Below are 22,713 nucleotides of genomic sequence, written 5' to 3'. Positions count from 1 at the left end.
CTGTGGAGAAGTCTCCGGAACCTGTGCACGAACCGGGGGACAGCACTGTGGACAAAGCCACACCTCTGTACCGAACTACACTCTGAGCTGGGAACTTTCCATCCACTGACTGTGGGGGAGAAAAACTTTCGCGGGCAGATCACGATCCGGTCGAACACCCCCGGCGAGGCGCTCGACCGGAGCCGACCGTAAGGGTCCCCATCGCATTGCATCTCTTACCTGTGGAAGATTACATTGATGCCATGACACCGGCCCCCGCGCCCGCCCGGGCACCCCGTCGTCGGCACGACCGAGAGATCGTCGCCCTCGCCGTCCCCGCCTTCGGCGCACTCGTGGCCGAGCCCCTTTTCGTCATGGTCGACAGTGCGGTCGTCGGCCATCTCGGCACCCCGCAACTGGCCGGCCTCGGAGTCGCCGCCGCCCTCCTCATGACCGCGGTAAGCGTGTTCGTCTTCCTCGCCTACGCCACCACCGCCGCCGTGGCCCGCCGGGTCGGCGCCGGAGATCTCCGCGCCGCCATCCGCCAGGGCATGGACGGGATCTGGCTCGCGCTCGTCCTCGGCCTCGCGGTCGTCGCCGTGACCGTCCCGGCCGCGCCCTGGCTCATCGGCCTCTTCGGCACCTCGGAGACCGCCGCACCGTACGCGATCACCTATCTGCGGATCTCCAGCTTCGGTATCCCGGCCATGCTGATCGTCCTCGCCGCCACCGGTGTCCTCCGCGGGCTCCAGGACACCCGCACCCCCCTGTACGTGGCCGTCGGCGGCTTCACGGCCAACGCCGCGCTCAATGTCGGCCTGGTCTACGGAGCCGGTCTCGGTATCGCGGGATCCGCCTGGGGCACGGTGATCGCCCAGTGCGGTATGGCCGTCGCCTATCTGATCGTGGTGGTCAGAGGAGCACGACGGCACGGCGCGACCCTTCGGCCGGACGCCGCCGGTATCCGTGCCAGCGCCCAGGCGGGAGTCCCCCTCCTCGTCCGTACCCTCTCGCTCCGGGCCGTTCTGCTGATCGCCACCGCGGTCGCCGCCCGCCTCGGGGACGCCGAGATCGCCGCCCACCAGGTCGTCCTCTCCCTCTGGAGCCTGCTGGCCTTCGCTCTGGACGCCATCGCCATCGCCGGGCAGGCCATCATCGGCCGCTATCTCGGCGCCGGGGACGCGGAGGGAGCCCGCCAGGTCTGCCGGCGCATGGTGCAGTGGGGGATCGCCACCGGTGTCGTCCTGGGGGTGCTCGTCGTGGCCGCGCGCCCCCTCTTCGTCCCCCTGTTCACCAGCGACCGGACGGTCCAGGACACCCTGCTCCCCGCCCTCCTGGTGGTGGCGGTCTCCCAGCCCCTCGCCGGTGTGGTGTTCGTCCTGGACGGCGTGCTGATGGGAGCGGGGGACGGGCCCTACCTGGCCTGGGCCATGATCGTCACTCTCGCCGTCTTCGCGCCCGTGGCCCTCCTCGTACCGGCGCTCGGCGGCGGTCTGACGGCCCTGTGGTGGGCGATGACCCTGATGATGTTCGTCCGCCTGCTCACCCTCTGGTGGCGGGCCCGGTCCGGCAAGTGGCTTGTGACGGGCGCCGCCCGCTGACCCCGAGAAGGCCGGCATCGCAGGACCGAAGGCCGGCATCGCAGGACCGTCCGTCCGGAAACCAGGGAGCCTGTTTCACGTGAAACAGAAGGGCCGCATCCCGGAGGATGCGGCCCTTCCTACTGCTCAGTCGAGAACGCTGCTCAGGCGGCGACGACCTCGACGCCGAGCTGCGCGGCGACCTCGGGGTGCAGACGCACGGACACCTGGTGCGAGCCCAGGGTCTTGATCGGCGCACCGAGCTCGACACGACGCTTGTCGACCTCCGGGCCACCCGCGTCCTTGATCGCCGAGGCGATGTCGGCCGGGGTGACGGAGCCGAACAGGCGGCCGGCGTCGCCGGAGCGAACGGCCAGGCGCACCTTCACGGCCTCGAGCTGGCCCTTGACGGAGTTGGCCTGCTCGATGGTCGCGATCTCGTGGATCTTGCGGGCGCGGCGGATCTGCGCCACGTCCTTCTCGCCACCCTTGGTCCAGCGGATCGCGAAACCACGCGGGACCAGGTAGTTGCGAGCGTAACCGTCCTTGACGTCGACGACGTCGCCGGCGGCACCGAGGCCAGAGACCTCCTGGGTGAGGATGATCTTCATGTTCTGGTCACCCTCCCCTTATCGCGCGGTGGACGTGTAGGGCAGCAGCGCCATCTCACGGCTGTTCTTGACGGCCGTGGCGACGTCACGCTGGTGCTGCGTGCAGTTGCCGGTCACGCGGCGGGCACGGATCTTGCCGCGGTCGGAAATGAACTTCCGCAGCATGTTCGTGTCCTTGTAGTCCACGTAAGCGGTCTTGTCCTTGCAGAACGCGCAGACCTTCTTCTTAGGCTTGCGCACAGGCGGCTTCGCCATGGTGTTTCTCCTGTGTGATCAAGAAGGGGAGTACGAGCCCCGCCCCTTAGAAGGGGGGCTCGTCCGAGTAGCCGCCGCCGGAACCGCCGGAGCTTCCGCCCCAGCCTCCGCCGCCACCCTGCTGCTGGCCGCCGCCGGCCGGCGCGCTGGTGGCCCACGGGTCGTCGGCGGGAGCACCGCCGCCGCCCTGCTGGCCGCCACCGCCGGGGCCGCCGCCCCAGCCACCGCCGCCCTGCTGCTGGCCGCCGCCGTACCCACCCTGGCCGCCACGACCGGTGGTCTTGGTGACCTTGGCGGTGGCGTTCTTGAGGCTGGGGCCGACTTCCTCGACGTCCAGCTCGAAGACCGTGCGCTTGACGCCCTCGCGGTCCTCGTAGGACCGCTGCTTCAGACGGCCCTGCACGACGACGCGCATGCCGCGCTGGAGCGACTCGGCGACGTTCTCCGCCGCCTGCCGCCAGACCGAGCAGGTCAGGAACAGGCTCTCGCCGTCCTTCCACTCATTGGTCTGCCGGTCGAAGGTGCGGGGAGTGGACGCGACGCGGAACTTCGCGACCGCCGCACCGGACGGGGTGAAGCGCAGCTCGGGGTCGTCGACGAGATTGCCGACGACCGTGATGACGGTCTCGCCTGCCATGGGGGAACCTCTCGGCGGGGATTGCTTCTGGCTGCTTGCTGCTACTCGGACCCGATGACCTCTGAGCTAGACGCTCAGTGGGTCTCGGGACGGAGGACCTTGGTCCGGAGGACCGACTCGTTCAGGTTCATCTGGCGGTCGAGCTCCTTGACGACCGCAGGCTCGGCCTGCAGGTCGATGACCGAGTAGATGCCCTCGGGCTTCTTCTTGATCTCGTAAGCGAGACGACGACGGCCCCAGGTGTCGACCTTCTCCACCTTTCCGTTGCCCTCACGGACGACGGAGAGGAAGTTCTCGATCAGCGGGGAGACAGCGCGCTCCTCGAGATCGGGGTCGAGGATGACCATCACCTCGTAGTGACGCATGTGGAACCCACCTCCTTTGGACTCAGCGGCCACGGTCGTTCCGTGGCAGGAGGGTCGTGATGCGTGCGCAACGGTATCCGGGGCCACTGACAGTCCCGTGCGGATCCTTCGGATCGTGGGGGACTGCGCCTGGCCCGGAGCAGACACCGGTGCAGACGGACCAGCGTACCGGCAACCGGCTTCCGGTTGAAATCCGGGTGCGAATGGCCGCAACCTGTACACATCGGGTGCGCGCGGCGCTACGATGCGCCGCCTTCCGGCTCAGCCAGGAGGTGCCTCATGGCACATGCAATGCGACGCCAGTCCCCCACCACCGCGACGCGGCGGCCGTCCTCCGGTTCGCTCCTCGCCTCGGACGGCAAGCCCCACCCCCTCCAGGACTCCCTGATGGCCGCGACGCTGGTGCTCGGCGCCGTCGCGTTCATCACGGCGATGTGGCACCACCTCCACCTGCTGAGTTCCTGGGCGGGCCTCATCGGCATCCTCACCGGCGGGTACGGGCAGTTCATCTCGGTCACCACGCGCGAGCGGTTCCTGCTGATCATCGGCCTGGGAGCCTCCGCCGTCGGCTTCTTCCTCGGCATGGCCCACGGCGGACTCTTCGGCGGCGTACTGGGCTGAGGGACACCCGCTCCGTCCCGGCGCGGCCCTCGCCCCCACCCGAGTGGGGGCGAGGGCCGCGCTGCACCTGTGCACAGACATTCGGAGGGCCGTCCGGGCGCAGTAGGCTTCGGCGCGAGAGCCGGAGCCCCTGAACCCATGGGGACACACCTGCCGAGGAGCGCCCCGCATGAGCCTGACCCTGAGGACCATCAGCCGTGAGCAGCATCTGGCGTACATCCAGACCCTGCCCTCGGCGAGCCACTGCCAGGTCCCGGCGTGGGCGGATGTGAAGACCGAGTGGCGCTCGGAGAACCTCGGCTGGTTCGACAAGAACGGTGAACTCGTCGGCGCGGGCCTGGTCCTGTACCGCCAGCTCCCCAAGGTCAAGCGCTACCTCGCGTACCTCCCCGAGGGCCCGGTCATCAACTGGTACGCCCCCAACCTGGACGAGTGGCTCCAGCCGATGCTGGCCCACCTCAAGAAGCAGGGCGCGTTCTCCGTCAAGATGGGCCCCCCGGTCGTCATCCGCCGGTGGGACGCCCCCGCGATCAAGGCGGGCATCCAGGACCCGGACGTGAAGCGGCTGCGGGACGTCGAGGCGACGCACATCGAGCCGCGCGCCTTCGAAGTGGCCGACCGCCTGCGGAAGATGGGCTGGCAGCAGGGCGAGGACGGCGGCGCCGGCTTCGGTGACGTGCAGCCGCGCTACGTCTACCAGGTCCCGCTGGCCAACCGGTCGCTCGACGACGTCCTCAAGGGCTTCAACCAGTTGTGGCGCCGGAACATCAAGAAGGCGGAGAAGGCCGGCGTCGAGGTCGTCCAGGGCCGTTACGAGGACCTGGAGGAGTGGCAGCGGCTCTACGAGATCACCGCCGAGCGCGACCGCTTCCGCCCCCGCCCGCTCTCGTACTTCCAGCGCATGTGGACCGTCCTCAACAAGGAGGACCCCAACCGCATGCGGCTCTACTTCGCCCGCCACAACGGCGTGAACCTGTCGGCGGCCACCATGCTCGTCGTCGGCGGCCACGTCTGGTACTCCTACGGCGCCTCGGACAACATCGGCCGCGAGGTCCGCCCGTCGAACGCCATGCAGTGGCGGATGCTGCGCGACGCGTACGCGATGGGCGCCACGGTCTACGACCTCCGGGGCATCAGCGACTCCCTCGACGAGACGGACCACCTGTTCGGCCTGATCCAGTTCAAGGTCGGCACGGGCGGCGAGGCCGTCGAGTACGTCGGCGAGTGGGACTTCCCGCTCAACAAGCTGCTGCACAAGGCGCTCGACATCTACATGTCGCGGCGCTGACCGTCGTCCCGGGGGACTCCCCGCGGACACCACGCATCACCCGCACCACGCACCACGCACCACCATCCGAAACCATCCGAACTCCGCAGCCACCAGAAAGGGTCCGGGCCTGCCATGGCGCTCTCCCTCTACGTAGACACCGCGCGCTGGCGGGCACACCAGAAGTCGGTGATCGACCAGTTCCCCGGCCTCGTCCCCGTCTGCAAGGGCAACGGATACGGCTTCGGCCACGAGCGGCTGTCCGAGGAGGCGGCCCGCTTCGGATCCGACATGCTGGCCGTCGGCACGACGTACGAAGCCGCGCGGATCAAGGACTGGTTCGGCGGCGACCTGCTCGTCCTCACCCCGTTCCGGCGGGGCGAGGAGCCGGTGCCGCTGCCGGACCGCGTCATCCGCTCCGTCTCCTCCGTCGACGGTGTGCACGCCCTCGTCGGCGCCCGGGTGGTCATCGAGTGCATGAGCTCGATGAAGCGCCACGGCGTCGGCGAGCACGAGCTCGGCCAGCTGCACGCCGCCATAGAGGACGTCCGGCTGGAGGGCTTCGCCCTGCACCTGCCGCTGGACCGCACCGACGGTTCGGACGCGGTCGAGGAGGTCATCGCCTGGATGGACCGGCTGCGGGCCGCCCGGCTCCCGCTGCACACCATGTTCGTGAGCCATCTGCGCGCGGACGAACAGGCGCGGCTGCAGCAGCAGTTCCCGCAGACCCGGTTCCGCGCCCGCATCGGCACCCGCCTCTGGCTGGGCGACCACGAGGCCACGGAGTACCGGGGCGCCGTGCTGGACGTGACCCATGTGTCCAAGGGCGACCGGTTCGGCTACCGCCAGCAGAAGGCCGCCTCGGACGGCTGGCTGGTCGTCGTGGCGGGCGGCACCTCGCACGGTGTGGGCCTGGAGGCGCCGAAGGCCCTGCACGGTGTGATGCCGCGCGCCAAGGGCGTGGCCCGGGCCGGGCTGGCCACGGTGAACCGCAATCTGTCCCCGTTCGTGTGGGCTGGAAAGCAGCGGTGGTTCGCCGAGCCGCCGCACATGCAGGTGTCGATCCTCTTCGTGCCCTCCGACGCGCAGGAGCCGAAGGTCGGGGACGAACTCGTCGCCCATCTGCGGCACACCACCACGCAGTTCGACCGCCTAGTGGACCACTGACCGGCGCCGACGGCACCGCGGGACTTTCCGGCCCCCGGCGGACGCATCGCGCGTCCGCCGGGGGCCGGCCCGTTCAGCCGGCCGGCTGCGGCGCCTTCTCCGCCCCTCTGCCCGGCTCCGCGCCCCGGCCCGCCCGCGGCTCCTCCGCGGCCCCGGCCGCCTCGTCCGGACGCCGCTCGCCCCCGAGGACGAACACGTCCGGGGCGCCGTCGAGGACCCCGCCCGCCGGATCGTCCGAGCCGTCCTGGCGGACCACGTCCCGCTCGGGCCTCAGGATGTCCCGCACGATCACGGCGCACAGGTACAGCGTGCCGAGGAGGTGCAGGGCGATCGCGAGCTGATAGCCCTCGACCGGCAGCCCCTGCTGCTTCTCGCTGGTCGTGTACGCGAGGTACATCCAGATCCCCAGGAAGTACATGACCTCGCACGCCTGCCAGATCAGGAAGTCCCGCCAGCGCGGCCGCGCCAGCACCGCCAGCGGGATCAGCCAGAGCACGTACTGCGGCGAGTAGACCTTGTTGGTCAGGATGAACGCGGCGACCAGCAGGAAGGCGAGCTGCGCGTACCGGGGACGGCGCGGCGCCCGCAGGGTCAGCACGCAGAGGGCGACGAAGGCCAGGGCCACCAGCACCAGGGCCGTGTCGTTGACGGTCTCGACGGCGATGCCCTCGCCGGTGCGCTGGGTGATGATCAGCCAGAACGACCCGAAGTCGATCTGACGCTCCTGGCTGAAGGTGTAGAACTTCTTCCAGCCCTCCGGGGCGAACACCATCACGGGCAGGTTCACGACCAGCCACGCACCGGCCGCGGCCAGGCTCGCCGTGATGAACTCCCGCCACTTCCCGGTGCGCCAGCAGAGCGGCAGCAGCGGGGCCAGCAGGAAGACCGGGTAGAGCTTGGCCGCCGTCGCCAGGCCGATCAGGATGCCGAACGCGAGCGGCCGGCCACGGGACCACATCAGCAGCGCGGCGGCGGCGAGCGCCACGGCGAACAGGTCCCAGTTGATGGTGGCCGTGAGCGCGAAGGCGGGCGCGAGGGCGAGGAGCAGGCCGTCCCAGGGGCGGTGCCGCTGGGTGCGGGCGACGCAGACGGCGATCACCGCCGTGCAGGCCAGCAGCATGCCGGCGTTCACCAGCCAGTAGAGCTGCTCCTGCTGCACCAGGTCGCCGTCGGAGACGCCCAGCCAGAAGCCGACCTCGCTGAACCAGGACGCGACCTGCATGAAGAGCCCGGTCAGCACCGGGTACTCCAGGTACTGCATATCGCCGGGCAGCCGGTCGAAGTAGGGGATCAGGCCCTCGGAGAAGCCCCTCCCCAGGTAGAGGTGGGGGATGTCCGAGTAGCAGGCGTGGGTGTACTGGGAGCTGGTGCCCCGGAACCAGGCCCAGTTGTAGCAGGGCAGCTTCTGCACCATGCCCAGCGCGAACATGCCGATCGCGGTGAGCGCGACGACGGCCACCGGGGTGAGCCGGCCGCCCTGCCCGCCCAGCGCCCTGCGGCCGATGGGGCCGCCGATCAGTTCGCTGCCCGCCGCGGCGATCCTGTCGCGCCGGGTGGGGGCGACGACGTCCGTGCGGTCGCGGCGCGCGGGCCGGCCGGCGGGGCGGTCCTGGTAGGCGCTCGTCTCTTCTGGGCTGGGCATGGTGCACATCCTGCCGTAAGGGCCGGCGGACACGGCGCGGGCCGCCGCATCCGGCCGGCGGGTGCCGTGGGGTCCGGATGCGGCGGCCCGTGAGCCGCGCGGTGGGTACCTGGTCAGGCGCTAGGTTCCGTCGGAGCCCCCGATGAAGCCGCCACCGCCGTTGTTCCCGCCGTTGCCGCCGCCACCGTTGTTGCCGGTGCCGCCGCTGTCCGTACCGGGCGGGGGACTCACCGTCGGACCGCCGTTGCTCGCTCCCTCGTCGGTGCCGCCGTTGCTGACCCCGCCGTCGTTCCCGCCGTTGTTCCCGCCACCGTTGTTGCCGGTGCCGGCGGTCGGGTCGCAGGTCCAGTCCTCCCACGGGTTGCAGGACTCGGACGGGGAAGGCGACGTCGACGGCGTCTCGGACGGCTTCTCCGAGGGCGTCTCGGACGGCGTCTCGGAGGGCGTGATGCTCGGCGACGGCGCCGGGCTGACCGCGCCGCCGCCCCAGACGGCCTCGCCGCCCAGGTCCTCCGGCTCGGGGAACTCGATGACCTTCTCGCCCTTGAGGGCGGCGGACATGTAGTCGTGCCAGATCTCGGAGGGGAACGACGAACCGTGGATCTTGGGCTGGGCACCCGTGCCGAACATGTCCTCGAACTTGCGGTTCTTGTTCTTCTCGTTGTCGTCGAGGCGGAACATGTCGATCGCGGTCGAGAGCTGCGGGGTGTAACCCACGAACCACGCCTGCTTGTTGCCGTCGGTGGTACCGGTCTTGCCGGCGACGGGGCGGCCCGGGAGCCGGGCGTTCTTACCGGTGCCCTTCTCGACGACGTCCGTGAGCACATCGGTCACATTGGTGGCGACGGCACGGCTGAAGGCGCGCTTGCCGGTGTCCTCGTGCTCGTAGATCGTCTTGCCCCCTTGGAGGACCTTGGTCACCGAGTAGGGGTCGCGCTGCTCGCCCTCGGCGGCGAAGGTGCCGTAGGCGCCCGCCATCCGGATGGCGCTGGGGGTGGAGATACCGAGGGAGAACGACGGGACGTTGCCCTCCACGAGGCTCGTCTTCAGCAGACCCGCGTCGATCGCGGCCTCACGCACCTGCGGGATGCCGACGTCCATACCGAGCTGCACATAGGGCGAGTTGGCGGAGTGGATCATGGCCTTGCGCAGGCTGATGTCACCGTAGCTGGCGTCGTCGTCGTTGACCTGCTCCCACTCCTTCCCCTCCTCGTTGTGCCAGACGCTGCCGTCGTAGTTCTTGACCTTGAGCTTGTTCTTGCCGCTGTAGCGGCTCTTGTCCGGGTCGACGATGCGGCGGTCGGCCTGGCTCTGCTCCTCCGCGCCCTCGGGGTCGCGCACACCGTCGCGCATGGCCGCGGCGAGCACGAAGGGCTTGAAGGTCGATCCGACCTGGGCACCCGTCGCGTCGGCGTTGTTGGTGAAGTGCTTGGTGGCGTCGGTGCCGCCGTAGATCGCGACGATCTTGCCGGTCTCGGGCTCGACCGAGGCGCCGCCGAACTGGACGTGGGTGTCCGTGTCGGGGCGCTTCTTGGGGTCGATGTGCTTGTCCTGGATCTTCTTGATGGTCTTCTCGAGAAGCTCGACCTTCTTCTTGTCGAAGGTCGTGTGGATCTCGAAGCCGCCCTGGGCGAGGTCCTCGGCCGTGTAGCCCTGGGCGTTGTTGACGAAGTTCGCCTTGGCCAGGTCCACGAGGTAACCGATCTGACCGCTGAGCTGCGCGTTCTTCTTCGGCGCATCCGGCATGGGGAACTTTGTGTAGGTAGCCCGCTCCTCGGCGGTGAGGTGCTTGTCCTTGACCATCTCGTCGAGGATCCACCGCCAGCGCTCCTCCGCCCGCTCGCGGTTCTTGGCAGGGGATGCCTCGGGGTCGATCGACGGGTTGCCCGCCGGGTCGAAGTACGTCGCGCCCTTGAGGAGAGAGGCGAGCACAGCGGACTCACTGGCGTTGAGCTTGTTGGCGTCCTTGCCGTAGTACGTGCGGGCGGCTGCCTGGATGCCGTAGGCGCCCCGTCCGTAGTAGGAGGTGTTGAGGTAGCCCTCCATGATCTCGTCCTTCTCCATCTCGTTGTCGATCTTTACGGAGATGAAGAGCTCCTTGAACTTGCGGCTCAGGGTCTGGTCCTGGTTGTCGAGCCGCGCGTTCTTCACGTACTGCTGGGTGATCGTCGATCCGCCCTGGGTCTGCTGGCCGCGGGCCATGTTGAACAGGGCCCGGCCGATGCCCATCGGGTCGATGCCGGAGTCGTCCTTGAAGGTCTTGTTCTCGGCCGAGATCACCGCGTTCTGCATCACCAGCGGAATCTGGTCGATGGGGATGATCTGCCGGTTCGTCTCCCCACCGGTCGCGGCCATCTGAGAGCCGTCTTTCCAGTAGTAGACGTTGTTCTGGGCGGTCGCGGTCTTGGCGGGATCGGGTACGCCGACCATCGCGTAGGCGATCGTCGCCGCGGTCATCATGCTGCCGAAGAGGGCGATGAACAGGCCCGTCACGAGCTTCCAGGACGGCACCCACCGGCGCCACCCGTACTTGTCGTGGCGCGGATAGTCGATGATCCGCTTCTTGCCCGGACGGCGTGCCGCCGCCCCGGCGGCTCCGGCCCGCCTGGCGGCGCGGCCCGCGCCCGGCGCCTCCTCGGTGTGCCGGCGGCCGCCGCGCTGGGCGGCGCGGCGCGCCTCGGCGCGGCCTCCGTAGGGGCGCTCCTCGCCGTGCGAGGCGGCGGGGGAGGCCGGTGCGGCATCCCGGCCTGATGCTCCGCGACGGCCCGGCTGCTGGGCGGCGCGACGGGCCGCGGCACGTCCGCCACCCTGCGACTGCGGCGGTTTGCGACGGTGCTCGCTCATCGAACGACTACTCCTCGGGCAGGCGAGACGCCTGGAAGCGGCAGGTGAGTTCCGGTCCCCCCGAAATGGATACGGACGAGCTCTGGGCAGAACTCATCCGCTGCGCGTCCACGGCGATGACGCTCGGGGGCGTCACATGGTTCCCGGTGGTCTGCATGCCGCACAGACTACGCACGGTCAAAACCCGCCTAGGGCCGAAGTTCACCCCATTTCCGGCAACTCAGGGGCTGTGAATTGACGATGTGACGCCGTTCACGATGGCCCCTCTTGTCGCAACAGGCACGCGGCTCTATCGTGCTGATGTATCGAGTCGATACATCAGCACGACACATCGCGGCGAGACAACGGCACGGCACAGCGAAGGAGGCGGCAATGAGCAGGCGCTCGGGCATCCTCGAATTCGCCGTGCTCGGCCTGCTCCGCGAAGCACCGATGCACGGGTACGAGCTGCGCAAGCGGCTCAACACCTCGCTGGGGATCTTCCGGGCCTTCAGCTACGGCACCCTCTATCCCTGCCTCAAGACGCTGGTCGCCAACGGCTGGTTGATCGAGGAGCCGGGAAGCGCGCCCGAGGACGCCCTCGCCGCCTCCCTGGCGGGGCGCCGCGCGAAGATCGTCTACCGGTTGACGGCCGACGGTAAGGAGCACTTCGAGGAGCTGCTCTCCCACACCGGCCCCGACACCTGGGAGGACGAGCACTTCGCGGCCCGTTTCGCCTTCTTCGGCCAGACGGAGCGCGAGGTGCGGATGCGGGTCCTGGAAGGGCGCCGCAGCCGGCTGGAGGAGCGCCTGGAGAAGATGCGGGCCTCTCTCGCCCGCACCCGCGAGCGCCTCGACGACTACACGCTCGAACTTCAGCGCCACGGCATGGAGTCCGTGGAGCGCGAAGTGCGCTGGCTGAACGAGCTCATCGAGAGCGAGCGGGCGGGGCGGGATCAGCGACGACCCTCTTCCGAGAGCACCGCTCAGCACGACAACACATCTGGAGCGACGGACGGCCTGCCCCGGCACACGGAGCCCGGACCTCCCGGGGGGACCTCCCCCGGCGGCCCGACTCCGCCGGATCCGTCCGACGACACCGCCAAGTGAGGCCCTGCGCACCGCAGGGTTTCATCCGGAACACCGAGATCACACAGGGAGCAACCGGAATGGGTTCGGTTCGCGTAGCCATCGTCGGCGTGGGCAACTGCGCCGCCTCGCTGGTGCAGGGCGTCGAGTACTACAAGGACGCCGACCCGGCCGGCAAGGTGCCGGGTCTGATGCACGTCCAGTTCGGCGACTACCACGTCCGTGACGTCGAGTTCGTCGCCGCCTTCGACGTGGACGCCAAGAAGGTCGGCCTCGACCTGGCGGACGCCATCGGCGCCAGCGAGAACAACACCATCAAGATCTGCGACGTGCCGTCCACCGGCGTCACCGTGCAGCGCGGGCACACCCTGGACGGCCTGGGTAAGTACTACCGCCAGACCATCGAGGAGTCCGCCGAGGAGCCGGTCGACATCGTCCAGATCCTCAAGGACAAGCAGGTCGACGTCCTGGTCTGCTACCTCCCGGTCGGCTCCGAGGACGCTGCGAAGTTCTACGCGCAGTGCGCCATCGACGCCAAGGTCGGCTTCGTCAACGCCCTCCCGGTCTTCATCGCCGGCACCAAGGAGTGGGCGGACAAGTTCACCGAGGCCGGTGTCCCGATCGTCGGTGACGACATCAAGTCCCAGGTCGGCGCCACCATCACGCACCGCGTGATGGCCAAGCTGTTCGAGGACCGCGGTGTCATCCTGGACCGCACGATGCAGCTCAACGTCGGCGGCAACATGGACTTCAAGAACATGCTCGAGCGCGAGCGCCTGGAGTCCAAGAAGATCTCGAAGACGCAGGCCGTCACCTCGCAGATCCCCGACCGTGAGCTGGGCGAGAAGAACGTCCACATCGGCCCCTCGGACTACGTCGCCTGGCTCGACGACCGCAAGTGGGCGTATGTGCGCCTTGAGGGCCGCGCCTTCGGTGACGTCCCGCTGAACCTGGAGTACAAGCTCGAGGTGTGGGACTCCCCGAACTCGGCGGGTGTCATCATCGACGCCGTGCGCGCCGCGAAGATCGCCAAGGACCGCGGCATCGGCGGCCCGATCCTCTCGGCCTCCTCGTACTTCATGAAGTCCCCGCCGGTGCAGTACTTCGACGACGAGGCTCGTGAGAACGTCGAGAAGTTCATCAAGGGCGAGGTCGAGCGCTGATCGCTCCCCCTGCCATCGAGGAGGGTCCCCGGGTCGCTGCCCCGGGGACCCTCCTCGTATGTGACGCTAGCTCGCATGTCTGCCGTACGTGATCTGCGCGTACTCCTGCGCCTGAGCGGCTTCCGCCGCCTCCTGGCGGTGCGGCTGCTGTCGCAGTCGGCCGACGGCGTCTACCAGGTGGCCCTGGCGACCTACGTGGTGTTCTCCCCGGAACGGCAGACCTCGCCCGCGGCGATCGCGTCCGCCATGGCCGTCCTGCTGCTGCCCTACTCCCTCGTGGGCCCCTTCGCCGGCGTTCTGCTCGACCGCTGGCGCCGCCGGCAGGTGCTCTTCTACGGCAACGCGCTGCGCGCCGTCCTCGCCTGCGGGACGGCCCTGCTCGTTCTGGCGGCCGCCCCGGACTGGCTCTTCTACGCCTCCGCCCTCTCCGTCACCGCCGTCAACCGCTTCGTGCTGGCCGGGCTCTCCGCCGCCCTCCCCCGCGTGGTCGACGAGGAGCGCCTGGTGGTGGCGAACTCGCTCTCACCGACGGCGGGGACCCTCGCCGCCACAGCCGGCGGCGGCCTGGCCTTCCTCGTGCGGTTCGCCGTCTCGGACTCCGACGCCGTCGTGGTCCTGCTGGGCGCGGCCCTCTACCTCTGCGCTGCCGCCGCCTCCCTGCGCATGGGACGTGAGCTTCTGGGGCCCGACCCGGATCTGCTCCAGCCGCACCTGCTCAAGGCTCTCGCCTCCACCGCCCACGGTCTGCTGGACGGCCTGCGGCATCTGCGCCGACGGCGCGTCGCGGCGGACGCGCTGGCCGCGATGGCCCTGCTCCGCTTCTGCTACGGCGCGCTCACCGTGACGGTCCTGATGCTCTGCCGCTACGCCTGGTCCGACTCCGAGGCGGACGGGCTCGCGCTCCTCGGGCTGGCCGTGGGCATCTCGGGCGCGGGCTTCTTCGCCGCCGCGGTGATCTCCCCCTGGGCCATCGGGAGGCTCGGGCAGTACGGCTGGATGGCGGCGTGCTCGGGCGCGGCGGCCGTCCTGGTGCCGGCCCTCGGGCTGCCCTTCGCTCCCGCTCCGATGCTGGCCGCGGCCTTTGTGCTCGGTCTCGTCACCCAGGGCGCGAAGATCGCGACGGACACCGTGGTGCAGACCTCGGTGGACGACGCCTTCCGCGGCCGGGTCTTCTCCCTCTACGACATGCTCTTCAATGTGGCGTTCGTGGGAGCGGCCGGGGTGGCCGCACTGATGCTGCCGCCGGACGGCCGGTCCGCCGCCCTGATCGCCGCCGTGGCGGTCCTCTACGCGGCGGTGGCGACAGCTCTCCTGAGACGCCGCCCCGCTCCGGGGTGAGGCCAGAAACGCGAAGGGGCGGTGTTTCACGTGAAACACCGCCCCTTCGCTGACACCTGACTTCCGTACGGGGGGTGTGTTTCACGTGAAACACACCCCCCGTACGGTGCTCAGTCCTGCGTCGCCCACCACTCCTTGAGCGCCGCGACCGCCGCGTCGTACTCCATCGGGCCGTTCTCCAGCCGCAGGTCGAGGAGGAAGGCGTACGCCTTGCCGATGACCGGGCCGGGCCCGACTCCCAGCACCTCCTGGATCTGATTGCCGTCGAGGTCCGGCCGGATCGCGTCCAGCTCCTCCTGCTCCTGGAGCTGGGCGATGCGCTCCTCCAGGCCGTCGTAGGCCCGGGAGAGCGCCGCCGCCTTCTTCCTGTTCCGGGTCGTGCAGTCGGAGCGGGTGAGCTTGTGGAGCCGCGTCAGCAGCGGTCCCGCGTCCCGCACATACCGGCGCACCGCGGAGTCGGTCCACTCGCCGGTGCCGTAGCCGTGGAACCGCAGATGCAGCTCGACCAGCCGCGAGACGTCCTTGACCAGCTCGTTCGAGTACTTCAGCGCGACCATCCGCTTCTTGGTCATCTTCGCGCCGACGACCTCGTGGTGGTGGAAGGAGACCCGCCCGTCCTTCTCGAACCGCCGCGTCCGGGGCTTCCCGATGTCATGGAGCAGTGCGGCCAGGCGCAGCACCAGGTCGGGCCCGTCCTCCTCCAGGTCGATCGCCTGCTCCAACACGGTGAGTGAGTGCTCGTACACATCCTTGTGGCGGTGGTGCTCGTCGCTCTCCAGACGCAGCGCCGGCAACTCCGGGAGGACATGCGCGGCGAGGCCGGTCTCGACCAGCAGTGCCAGGCCCTTGCGGGGGTGCGCCGACAGCAGCAGCTTGTTCAGCTCGTCCCGCACCCGCTCGGCCGACACGATCTCGATGCGCTCGGCCATGGCGGTCATCGCGGCCACGACCTCGGGGGCCACCTCGAAGTCCAGCTGGGCGGCGAAACGGGCGGCGCGCAGCATCCGCAGCGGGTCGTCGGAGAACGAGTCCTCGGGGGTGCCGGGAGTGCGCAGGACCCGGGCGGCAAGGTCCTCCAGTCCCTTGTGGGGGTCGATGAACTCCTTCTCCGGAAGGGCCACGGCCATGGCGTTCACGGTGAAGTCACGGCGGACGAGGTCTTCCTCGATGGAGTGGCCGTAGGAGACCTCGGGCTTCCGCGAGGTCCTGTCGTACGCCTCCGAACGGTAGGTCGTGACCTCGATCTGGAAGCGCTGCGCCTGCTCCCCGGCACCGCCCTCCTTCTGCGCCCCGACCGTGCCGAAGGCGATACCGACGTCCCACACGGAGTCGGCCCAGGGGCGCATGATTTTGAGCACGTCCTCGGGCCGGGCGTCCGTGGTGAAGTCGAGATCGTTACCGAGCCGCCCGAGGAGCGCGTCGCGTACCGAGCCGCCGACGAGAGCGAGCCGGTGGCCGGCCTCCTCGAAACGGCGGGCCAGATCGTCGGCGACGGGAGAAACCCGCAGCAGTTCGCTCACCGCGCGGTGTTGCACCTGGCTCAGGGCAGTGGGGCTGTCTTCATTGGCGTTCGGCACAGCAGAAAAGGGTACGTGCCCGCGCCGCCCCGGGGCGCCTCGGTTTCCCGGGGGCCCCGTCCCGCTTCTCACGCGATCTTGTGGGTCCCTCCGCGGCACTTCGGCACAGCGGGTCTCGTTACCATGCGTGGACGCACGAACGAGAGACCCACAGAACGACCACCAGTAGGCACGACGACGAGGGACGGGCGAGCGCGTGGCCGAGGCGGCAGACTTCCAGGAGATGCACCTTTCTCCTGCACGCCGGTGGCTGCGACGCACAGCCTCCGTGATCGCCGGCGTACCACTCATGGCCGGACTGCTGTACGGACCGACCGCGACTCCCGCGGCGGCCGCGGAGGACGCCATAGGCACCCGGACCGTCGACGTGTCCCTGGACGCGATGACGCCCGCCGCTCCCGGCGAGAAGGACACCCTCACCGTGTCCGGCACCGTGATCAACCGCAGCAAGCGCACGATCACCGACGCCCATGTCGATCTCCGCGTCGGCCCGAAGCTGGCCGGCCGGACCGCCATCGACCAGGCGTCCGAGCGGACCGGATTCGACCCGGTGCTCGACGGACCGAAGATCGACGACACATTCGCGGTGGACATCCCGCGGCTGGCGTCGGGCATCAGCCACGACTTCACCGTCTCCGTCCCCCTCGACAAGCTCGACCTCGGCGAGGACGGCGGGGTCTACCCCCTGGGGGTCTCCCTCTCCGGCCGGACGCCGGACTTCGCCTACGACCAGGTCCTCGGCATCGAGCGGACCTTCCTTCCCTGGCAGCCGGAAGCCACCAAGAAGAAGACCCAGCTCACGTATCTCTGGCCGCTGATCTCGTCGACGCACCTCACCTCAGAGACCGGCTCCGACGAGCAGCAGACCCCGGTCTTCGAGGACGAGTCCCTGGTCAAGGAGCTGTCCCCGGGCGGGCGCCTGGAGCAGATGGTGACCCTCGGCAGCACACTGCCGGTGACCTGGGTCATCGACCCGGACCTGCTGGCCACCGTGGACGCCATGGCCGAGAAGTACGAGGTCAAGCAGGGCGACACCACCGTGCCCGGCACCAACCGGGACGTGGCCAAGCGCTGGCTGAGGTCGCTGGAGGCCGCCGTACAGGACGACAAGGTGGTCGCCCTGCCGTTCGCGGATCCCGACCTCGCCTCGCTCGCCCACCGCGGAAAGGCCGTCTCCGGCTCCCTCAGCCACCTCCAGCCGGCCACCGAAGTCGCCGCGACGACCGTGGAGACCATCCTCCATGTGAAGCCCTCGGTGGACTTCGCCTGGCCGGTCGACGGGGCGATCGACTCCTCGATCGTCGATGTCGCGACCTCCGCGGGCGCCCACAACGTCATCGCACGGAGCGACAGCCTCCGGGACAACCTGGACTACACCCCGACGGCCGCCAGGCCCGTCGGAGGCGGCACGACCGCGGTGGTGGCCGATTCCCGGCTCTCCCGGGCCTTCGAGGGCGATATGACGGGCGCCGGCGCCTCCACCCTGGCCGTGCAGAAGTTCCTCGCCCAGTCCCTCGCCGTGACACTGCAGGATCCGGAGAAGCAGCGGAGCATCGTGGTCGCCCCGCAGCGCGTTCCCACGGCGACCCAGGCGCAGTCGATGGCCCGTGCGCTCCAGGCGCTGGAGGCCAAGCGGTGGAGCCAGCCGCTCGACCTGCCGCGCGCGGCGGAGGCCAAGCCGGACGCCGACGCCAACACGGCGGTGCCCCGGGGATCCGCGTACCCGGCGAAACTACGGAAGCAGGAGCTGCCGGTCGAGGCGTTCGAGGACATCCGGGGCACCCAGCGGACCCTCGACATGTTCGAGGGGATCCTGACCCAGGCCGACCGGGTGAAGACGCCGTTCGGCCGGGCCGTCGACCGTGAGCTCTCCACGTCCTGGCGGGGCAACCCCGTGGGCGCGGCCCAGTACCGGCAGGGTGTGCGGACCTATCTGAAGGACCTCACGGAAGAGGTCCAGCTCATCCAGAAGTCGGATGTGACCCTGTCGGGCCGCAGCGCGATGATCCCGGTCACCGTGCAGAACCAGCTCGTCCAGGACGTCGACGACCTCGTGCTGCGGCTCCAGTCCCAGAGTCCGACCCGCCTCGGGCTGGACGGCCGGGCGGTCACCGAGCAGCCCGTCCGGGTCGGCGGCGGCCACAGCCAGACGGTGAAGTTCCCGGCCGCGGCCAAGGCGAACGGCCAGGTCCAGATGACCGCGCAGTTGTTCACCAAGGACGGCAAGCCCTACGGCGAGGCCATGACCTTCACGGTGAAGGTCTCGGAGATCACCCCCCAGGTGATGCTGGTCATCGCGGGCGGCGTGCTGCTTCTTGTCCTCGCGGGCATCAGGATGTACACCCAGCGCAAGCGCGCCGCCGTCGAAGCGGCGGCCGCCGAGGCGGACACCGAAACGGAGAAGGCGACCGGGGAGCCGGCGGCGGAACCGGCCGGCGCGGACGCCGAGCCCGGCGTCCCGGGCCCGGAACCCGAGCAGCCGAGTGACCCGCAGCCGGACACCCGACCCGAAAGCGGCGACCCGTCGGGCGCTGGTGAGAAAGTGGACCGTTGAGCGATGTCGTGGCCGGTCGGCCGGGGACGATGAGGTGGGGTAGTCATGAACGCGCCGTACGACGGTGACCGCGGCCAGGGCGCGGGCGGAGACTCCGCCGGACGCGACCCGGCGCCGCAGCACCCCGCCACGGACCCGTACGCGCAGGACCCCTATGTCCAGGACGCCTACACACCGGATCCGTTCCAGGCCCGGGACCTGTCGGCGCAGGACCCGGTGACCGAGGCGCTCTACGACCGCTCGGCGCACCCGCCACCGCCGCCGGGCACGTACCAGGACCCCCAGGCGCTCTACCAGCAGCCCGCGGCGCCCCCGTACGCCCCCGACCCCCGGGTCTGGGCCCAGACCCCGCCACCGGAGCCGGACGGCCCCTCCCGTCATCTCCCGTACGGGGACGACGCCCGGACGACCCAGTTCACCGGCGTGGACGACCTCGTCACCCGGGCCTCCGAGGACAAGCCGGAGCCGGACGCCTTCGCGCACCTCTTCCGCGACCAGCAGTCCTCCGGACAGCCCACGCCCGCCCCCGAGCCCGTGCCGGCCCCGGCGCCGCCGAAGAAGCCGGCCGGGCGCGCCTCCGGGCTGCTGAAGTCCAGCGCCGTGATGGCCGCCGGCACGCTCGTCTCACGCCTGACCGGATTCGTCCGGAGCCTGGTGATCACGGCGGCGCTCGGCGCCGCGCTCCTCGGCGACACCTTCACCATCGCCTACACCCTGCCGACGATGATCTACATCCTCACCGTCGGCGGCGGCCTCAACTCGGTCTTCGTCCCCCAGCTCGTCCGGGCGATGAAGGACGACGAGGACGGCGGCGAGGCCTTCGCCAACCGCCTGCTGACACTGGTGATGGTCGCGCTGGGCACCATCGTCCTGCTGGCCGTGTTCGCGGCGCCGCTCCTGATCCAGCTGATGTCGGACACCATCGCCGGCGATCCGGCGGCCAACAGCGTCGCGGTCACCTTCGCCCGCTACTGCCTGCCGACGATCTTCTTCATGGGCATCCATGTGGTGATGGGCCAGATCCTCAACGCCCGTGGCAAGTTCGGCGCGATGATGTGGACCCCGGTCCTGAACAACATCGTCATGATCACCACTTTCGGGCTCTTCATCTGGGTGTACGGCACCTCGGCCGAGTCCCAGATGGGCGTGCAGACGATCCCGGCGGACGGTGTCCGGCTGCTGGGCATCGGCACCCTGCTCGGCCTGGTGGTCCAGGCGCTGGCGATGATCCCGTACCTCCGCGAGACCGGCTTCCGCTTCCGTCCCCGCTTCGACTGGAAGGGCCACGGCCTCGGCAGGACGGTGAAGCTGGCGAAGTGGACGGTGCTCTTCGTCCTCGCCAACCAGGCCGGCGTCCTGGTGGTGACCCAGCTGGCCACCGCGGCCGGTGAGGCGTCCGGACGCCAGGGCGCGGGCTTCATCGCCTACACCAACGCCCAGCTCATCTGGGGCATGCCACAGGCCATCATCACGGTCTCCGTCATGGCCGCCCTGCTGCCCCGGCTCTCCCGTGCCGCGCACGACGGCGACCCGGGCGCCGTCCGGGACGACATCTCGCAGGGCCTGCGCAACTCCGCGGTGGCCATCGTGCCCGTCGCGTTCGCGTTCCTCGCCCTCGGTGTCCCGATGTCCATGCTGCTCTTCGCCTCCAGCGGTCAGGAGGCCGCGCAGGGCATGGGCTTCATCCTGATGGCCTTCGGCCTCGGCCTGATCCCCTACTCGGTGCAGTACGTCGTCCTCCGCGGTTTCTACGCCTACGAGGACACCAGGACGCCCTTCTACAACACCGTCATCGTGGCCGCGGTCAACGCGGCGGCCTCCGCCCTGTGTTACGCGCTGCTCCCGGCCCGCTGGGCGGTCGTGGGCATGGCCGCCTCCTACGGCCTCGCCTACGCGGTCGGTGTGGGCGTGGCCTGGCGGCGGCTCAGTAAGCGCCTCGGCGGGGACCTGGACGGCACCCATGTGCTGCGGACCTACGCACGGCTGTGCCTGGCCTCGGTGCCCGCCGCGGTCGCCGCCGGCGCGGTGGCCTTCGGTGTGGTGACGGCACTCGGGAGCGGTGCCGGAGGTTCGCTCGTCGCTCTCGTGGCCGGTGGAATCGTCCTCCTGGGCGTCTTCTTCGTGGCGGCCAGGAAGATGCGGATCGCGGAGCTCAACGCGCTGGTCGGCATGGTGCGCGGGCGTCTCGGACGGTAGGACGGAGCTCTCCGGGCACAACCATCGTCCGACGCCGTGTGTCGTGCATAGCGCCGGACTGTGGGCACAATTGGCTTGGCGTTCGACTATGGCGCAATGGATGGGGAGGCAGGAACGACGGTGGCGGAACGTAGCACGGCTGCCGTCGACGTGGCCGACAACGGCGGGGACGACCCGCTGACCGCGCGGAAGCGCAAGGCCACGACCGACGGGGCGGCTGAATCCCAGGAGTCTGCGGACAGGACCGCACCGGAAGGAGGCGACGAGGGCGGGGGAACGGCTTCCCCGGTCGCGGCGCCCGAACTGCACAGCGGGCACAAGCTCGCCAACCGCTACCGCCTCGAAGAGTGCGTCACCCGGCTGGACGGTTTCAGCAGTTGGCGCGCGGTCGACGAGAAGCTGCGCCGGGCCGTGGGGGTCCACCTCCTGCCCGCGGAGCACCCGCGGGCACGGTCCGTCCTCGCGGCCGCCCGCTCCTCCGCCCTGCTGGGCGACCCGCGCTTCGTCCAGGTCCTGGACGCGGTCGAGGAGAACGACCTCGTCTACGTCGTCCATGAGTGGCTCCCGGACGCGGTGGAGCTGACCGCCCTCCTCGCCGCCGGCCCGCTGGAGGCGCACGACGCCTACCAGCTCGTCGAGCAGGTGTCGTTGGCGATGACCGCGGCGCACCGCGAAGGTCTCTCCCATCTGCGCCTGACTCCCGGCGCGGTGCTGCGCACCTCCACCGGCCAGTACCGGATCCGCGGCCTCGCGGTGAACGCCGCCCTGCGCGGCATCACCGACGACCGCCCGCAGCGCACCGACACCGAAGCCATCGGCGCCCTCCTCTACGCGGCACTCACCCAGCGCTGGCCCTACGAGAACGACGCCTACGGCCTCACGGGCCTGCCCAAGGGGGTCGGCCTGGTCGCCCCCGACCAGGTGCGCGCGGGCGTCCACCGCGGGCTGTCCGAGCTCGCCATGCGCGCCCTCGTCAACGACGGTGCCACGGCCTCCCGTCAGGAGCCGCCGTGCACCACGCCCGACGAGCTGGCCAAGGCCGTGGCGGCGATGCCCCGCATCCGCCCGCCGGAGCCGGTCTTCGCCGCGCCTCCCGAGTACCAGCGGACGGGCTACCAGCCGGGTGCCTACGGCCGCCCGGGCACCACGGCGCCCAACGTGGCCCAGTCCGTCGCCACCCCGCCCCCGCCCCTCCAGAGCCGGACGGGGAAGGCACTGAAGTGGACCGTCTCCGCCCTGCTCATCGCGGCTCTGGGCCTGGGGAGCTGGCAGATCGCCGACAGGCTCATCGAACGGGGCGGGTCGGACCGCAACCCGCCGGCCTCGGAGACCACCAACGAGGAGGGGAACGAGAAGCCGAAGGCTCCGCAGTCCTTCGCGATCCAGGGCGCACAGGAGTACGCACCCGACGGCAAGCCGCAGAACACGGACGCGGTGGGCGCCACCCACGACGGCGACAACTCGACGTTCTGGCGCACCAAGAGCTTCCTGGACGGCCCGGAGTTCGCTCCCTCCATCAAGCAGGGTGTGGGCATCGTCTATGACCTCGGCACGGAGAAGCCGGTGTCCGGCGGCTCCATAGCGTTGCGTTTCGGGGGCAATCACACGAAGATCGGCCTCTACGCCGTGGACTCCCTGTCCCCCCCGGGTCCCGTCTCCTCGATGGAGCGGATCGCCACGGGGCAGACCAGTGACACGGCACTCACGCTGACCGCCGACAAGCCGGTGAACACCCGGTACGTGCTGCTCTGGATGACGGCGATGCCCTACTCGCCCCAGGATGGATTCAGCGATCCCGGGCACAAGCAGGGGATCGCGGACGTCTCCCTCACCGGCTGACGGCGTGACG

At 69.9% G+C, this 22,713-nt stretch carries 17 protein-coding genes; 10 read left to right on the top strand and 7 right to left on the bottom strand.

Annotated elements, in window-relative coordinates; all coding sequences use genetic code 11:
* Positions 1–242 precede the first annotated feature (242 nt).
* The gene (locus ABZ457_RS01100) at positions 243–1,580 is read left to right on the top strand and encodes an MATE family efflux transporter (protein WP_359152480.1); all 1,338 of its coding nucleotides are present in this window, start codon (positions 243–245) and stop codon (positions 1,578–1,580) included.
* A gap of 143 nt (positions 1,581–1,723) precedes the next feature.
* Here the strand turns inward: ABZ457_RS01100 and rplI are convergent, their stop codons facing one another.
* From rplI to rpsF, 4 genes are all read right to left on the bottom strand, one after another.
* Positions 1,724–2,170 carry a 50S ribosomal protein L9 gene (gene rplI, locus ABZ457_RS01095; protein ID WP_018846120.1) on the bottom strand — a complete coding sequence of 149 codons (447 nt, stop codon included), beginning with the start codon at positions 2,168–2,170 and terminating at the stop codon, positions 1,724–1,726.
* Positions 2,171–2,188: 18 nt separating this feature from the next.
* Positions 2,189–2,425, bottom strand: a complete 237-nt coding sequence (gene rpsR, locus ABZ457_RS01090) for a 30S ribosomal protein S18 (RefSeq protein ID WP_005315025.1) — start codon at positions 2,423–2,425, stop codon at positions 2,189–2,191.
* Between the two features lie 46 nt (positions 2,426–2,471).
* Complete coding sequence (locus tag ABZ457_RS01085; protein WP_359152477.1) at positions 2,472–3,062, bottom strand: single-stranded DNA-binding protein; 591 nt, start codon at positions 3,060–3,062, stop codon at positions 2,472–2,474.
* A 74-nt stretch (positions 3,063–3,136) separates the two neighbouring features.
* The gene (gene rpsF, locus ABZ457_RS01080; RefSeq protein ID WP_004950685.1) at positions 3,137–3,427 is read right to left on the bottom strand and encodes a 30S ribosomal protein S6; all 291 of its coding nucleotides are present in this window, start codon (positions 3,425–3,427) and stop codon (positions 3,137–3,139) included.
* A gap of 279 nt (positions 3,428–3,706) precedes the next feature.
* Here rpsF and ABZ457_RS01075 point away from each other — a divergent pair, with 279 nt between their 5' ends.
* From ABZ457_RS01075 to ABZ457_RS01065, 3 genes are all read left to right on the top strand, one after another.
* The gene (locus ABZ457_RS01075; protein ID WP_359152475.1) at positions 3,707–4,048 is read left to right on the top strand and encodes a hypothetical protein; all 342 of its coding nucleotides are present in this window, start codon (positions 3,707–3,709) and stop codon (positions 4,046–4,048) included.
* 169 nt (positions 4,049–4,217) lie between these two features.
* Entirely contained in the window at positions 4,218–5,336 is a 1,119-nt protein-coding gene (locus ABZ457_RS01070; protein WP_359152473.1) for a peptidoglycan bridge formation glycyltransferase FemA/FemB family protein, read from the top strand.
* Positions 5,337–5,450: 114 nt separating this feature from the next.
* Entirely contained in the window at positions 5,451–6,482 is a 1,032-nt protein-coding gene (locus tag ABZ457_RS01065) for an alanine racemase (protein ID WP_359152471.1), read from the top strand.
* A 73-nt stretch (positions 6,483–6,555) separates the two neighbouring features.
* Here the strand turns inward: ABZ457_RS01065 and ABZ457_RS01060 are convergent, their stop codons facing one another.
* Together ABZ457_RS01060 and ABZ457_RS01055 are read right to left on the bottom strand one after the other, a co-directional pair.
* Positions 6,556–8,124, bottom strand: coding sequence for a glycosyltransferase 87 family protein (locus tag ABZ457_RS01060; protein WP_359152469.1), 1,569 nt, complete (start codon positions 8,122–8,124; stop codon positions 6,556–6,558).
* A 120-nt stretch (positions 8,125–8,244) separates the two neighbouring features.
* A complete protein-coding gene (locus ABZ457_RS01055) occupies positions 8,245–10,968 on the bottom strand; it encodes a transglycosylase domain-containing protein (protein ID WP_359152467.1) in 2,724 nt (907 codons plus the stop codon).
* A gap of 372 nt (positions 10,969–11,340) precedes the next feature.
* On the opposite strand from ABZ457_RS01055, the gene ABZ457_RS01050 reads away from it, so the two are divergent.
* The 3 genes from ABZ457_RS01050 (at position 11,341) to ABZ457_RS01040 (ending at position 14,537) form a co-directional block, all read left to right on the top strand.
* The gene (locus ABZ457_RS01050; RefSeq protein ID WP_359152465.1) at positions 11,341–12,057 is read left to right on the top strand and encodes a helix-turn-helix transcriptional regulator; all 717 of its coding nucleotides are present in this window, start codon (positions 11,341–11,343) and stop codon (positions 12,055–12,057) included.
* A 59-nt stretch (positions 12,058–12,116) separates the two neighbouring features.
* Complete coding sequence (locus ABZ457_RS01045) at positions 12,117–13,199, top strand: inositol-3-phosphate synthase (protein ID WP_359152463.1); 1,083 nt, start codon at positions 12,117–12,119, stop codon at positions 13,197–13,199.
* A 75-nt stretch (positions 13,200–13,274) separates the two neighbouring features.
* Positions 13,275–14,537, top strand: coding sequence for an MFS transporter (locus ABZ457_RS01040; protein WP_359152461.1), 1,263 nt, complete (start codon positions 13,275–13,277; stop codon positions 14,535–14,537).
* Positions 14,538–14,647: 110 nt separating this feature from the next.
* Here the strand turns inward: ABZ457_RS01040 and ABZ457_RS01035 are convergent, their stop codons facing one another.
* A complete protein-coding gene (locus ABZ457_RS01035; protein ID WP_359152459.1) occupies positions 14,648–16,114 on the bottom strand; it encodes a CCA tRNA nucleotidyltransferase in 1,467 nt (488 codons plus the stop codon).
* A gap of 196 nt (positions 16,115–16,310) precedes the next feature.
* Between ABZ457_RS01035 and ABZ457_RS01030 the strand changes: the two genes are divergently transcribed.
* The 3 genes from ABZ457_RS01030 (at position 16,311) to ABZ457_RS01020 (ending at position 22,703) form a co-directional block, all read left to right on the top strand.
* Positions 16,311–18,668, top strand: a complete 2,358-nt coding sequence (locus tag ABZ457_RS01030; RefSeq protein ID WP_359152457.1) for a DUF6049 family protein — start codon at positions 16,311–16,313, stop codon at positions 18,666–18,668.
* A 45-nt stretch (positions 18,669–18,713) separates the two neighbouring features.
* Complete coding sequence (gene murJ, locus ABZ457_RS01025) at positions 18,714–20,864, top strand: murein biosynthesis integral membrane protein MurJ (protein ID WP_359152455.1); 2,151 nt, start codon at positions 18,714–18,716, stop codon at positions 20,862–20,864.
* A gap of 120 nt (positions 20,865–20,984) precedes the next feature.
* Positions 20,985–22,703, top strand: a complete 1,719-nt coding sequence (locus ABZ457_RS01020) for a serine/threonine protein kinase (protein WP_359152453.1) — start codon at positions 20,985–20,987, stop codon at positions 22,701–22,703.
* Positions 22,704–22,713 lie beyond the last annotated feature (10 nt).

The organism is Streptomyces sp. NPDC005805, from assembly GCF_040630445.1.
Lineage (GTDB): Bacteria > Actinomycetota > Actinomycetes > Streptomycetales > Streptomycetaceae > Streptomyces.
The sequence above is the reverse complement of the archived record's forward strand: the minus strand, read 5'-3'. Positions and strand labels throughout refer to the sequence as shown.

Bases quoted from the DNA above. Each gene is read 5' to 3' on its own strand.
- ABZ457_RS01100 (WP_359152480.1), top strand. From the start codon at position 243: ATGACACCGGCCCCCGCGCCCGCCCGGGCACCCCGTCGTCGGCACGAC.
- rplI (WP_018846120.1), bottom strand. From the start codon at position 2,170: ATGAAGATCATCCTCACCCAGGAGGTCTCTGGCCTCGGTGCCGCCGGC.
- rpsR (WP_005315025.1), bottom strand. From the start codon at position 2,425: ATGGCGAAGCCGCCTGTGCGCAAGCCTAAGAAGAAGGTCTGCGCGTTC.
- ABZ457_RS01085 (WP_359152477.1), bottom strand. From the start codon at position 3,062: ATGGCAGGCGAGACCGTCATCACGGTCGTCGGCAATCTCGTCGACGAC.
- rpsF (WP_004950685.1), bottom strand. From the start codon at position 3,427: ATGCGTCACTACGAGGTGATGGTCATCCTCGACCCCGATCTCGAGGAG.
- ABZ457_RS01075 (WP_359152475.1), top strand. From the start codon at position 3,707: ATGGCACATGCAATGCGACGCCAGTCCCCCACCACCGCGACGCGGCGG.
- ABZ457_RS01070 (WP_359152473.1), top strand. From the start codon at position 4,218: ATGAGCCTGACCCTGAGGACCATCAGCCGTGAGCAGCATCTGGCGTAC.
- ABZ457_RS01065 (WP_359152471.1), top strand. From the start codon at position 5,451: ATGGCGCTCTCCCTCTACGTAGACACCGCGCGCTGGCGGGCACACCAG.
- ABZ457_RS01060 (WP_359152469.1), bottom strand. From the start codon at position 8,124: ATGCCCAGCCCAGAAGAGACGAGCGCCTACCAGGACCGCCCCGCCGGC.
- ABZ457_RS01055 (WP_359152467.1), bottom strand. From the start codon at position 10,968: ATGAGCGAGCACCGTCGCAAACCGCCGCAGTCGCAGGGTGGCGGACGT.
- ABZ457_RS01050 (WP_359152465.1), top strand. From the start codon at position 11,341: ATGAGCAGGCGCTCGGGCATCCTCGAATTCGCCGTGCTCGGCCTGCTC.
- ABZ457_RS01045 (WP_359152463.1), top strand. From the start codon at position 12,117: ATGGGTTCGGTTCGCGTAGCCATCGTCGGCGTGGGCAACTGCGCCGCC.
- ABZ457_RS01040 (WP_359152461.1), top strand. From the start codon at position 13,275: ATGTCTGCCGTACGTGATCTGCGCGTACTCCTGCGCCTGAGCGGCTTC.
- murJ (WP_359152455.1), top strand. From the start codon at position 18,714: ATGAACGCGCCGTACGACGGTGACCGCGGCCAGGGCGCGGGCGGAGAC.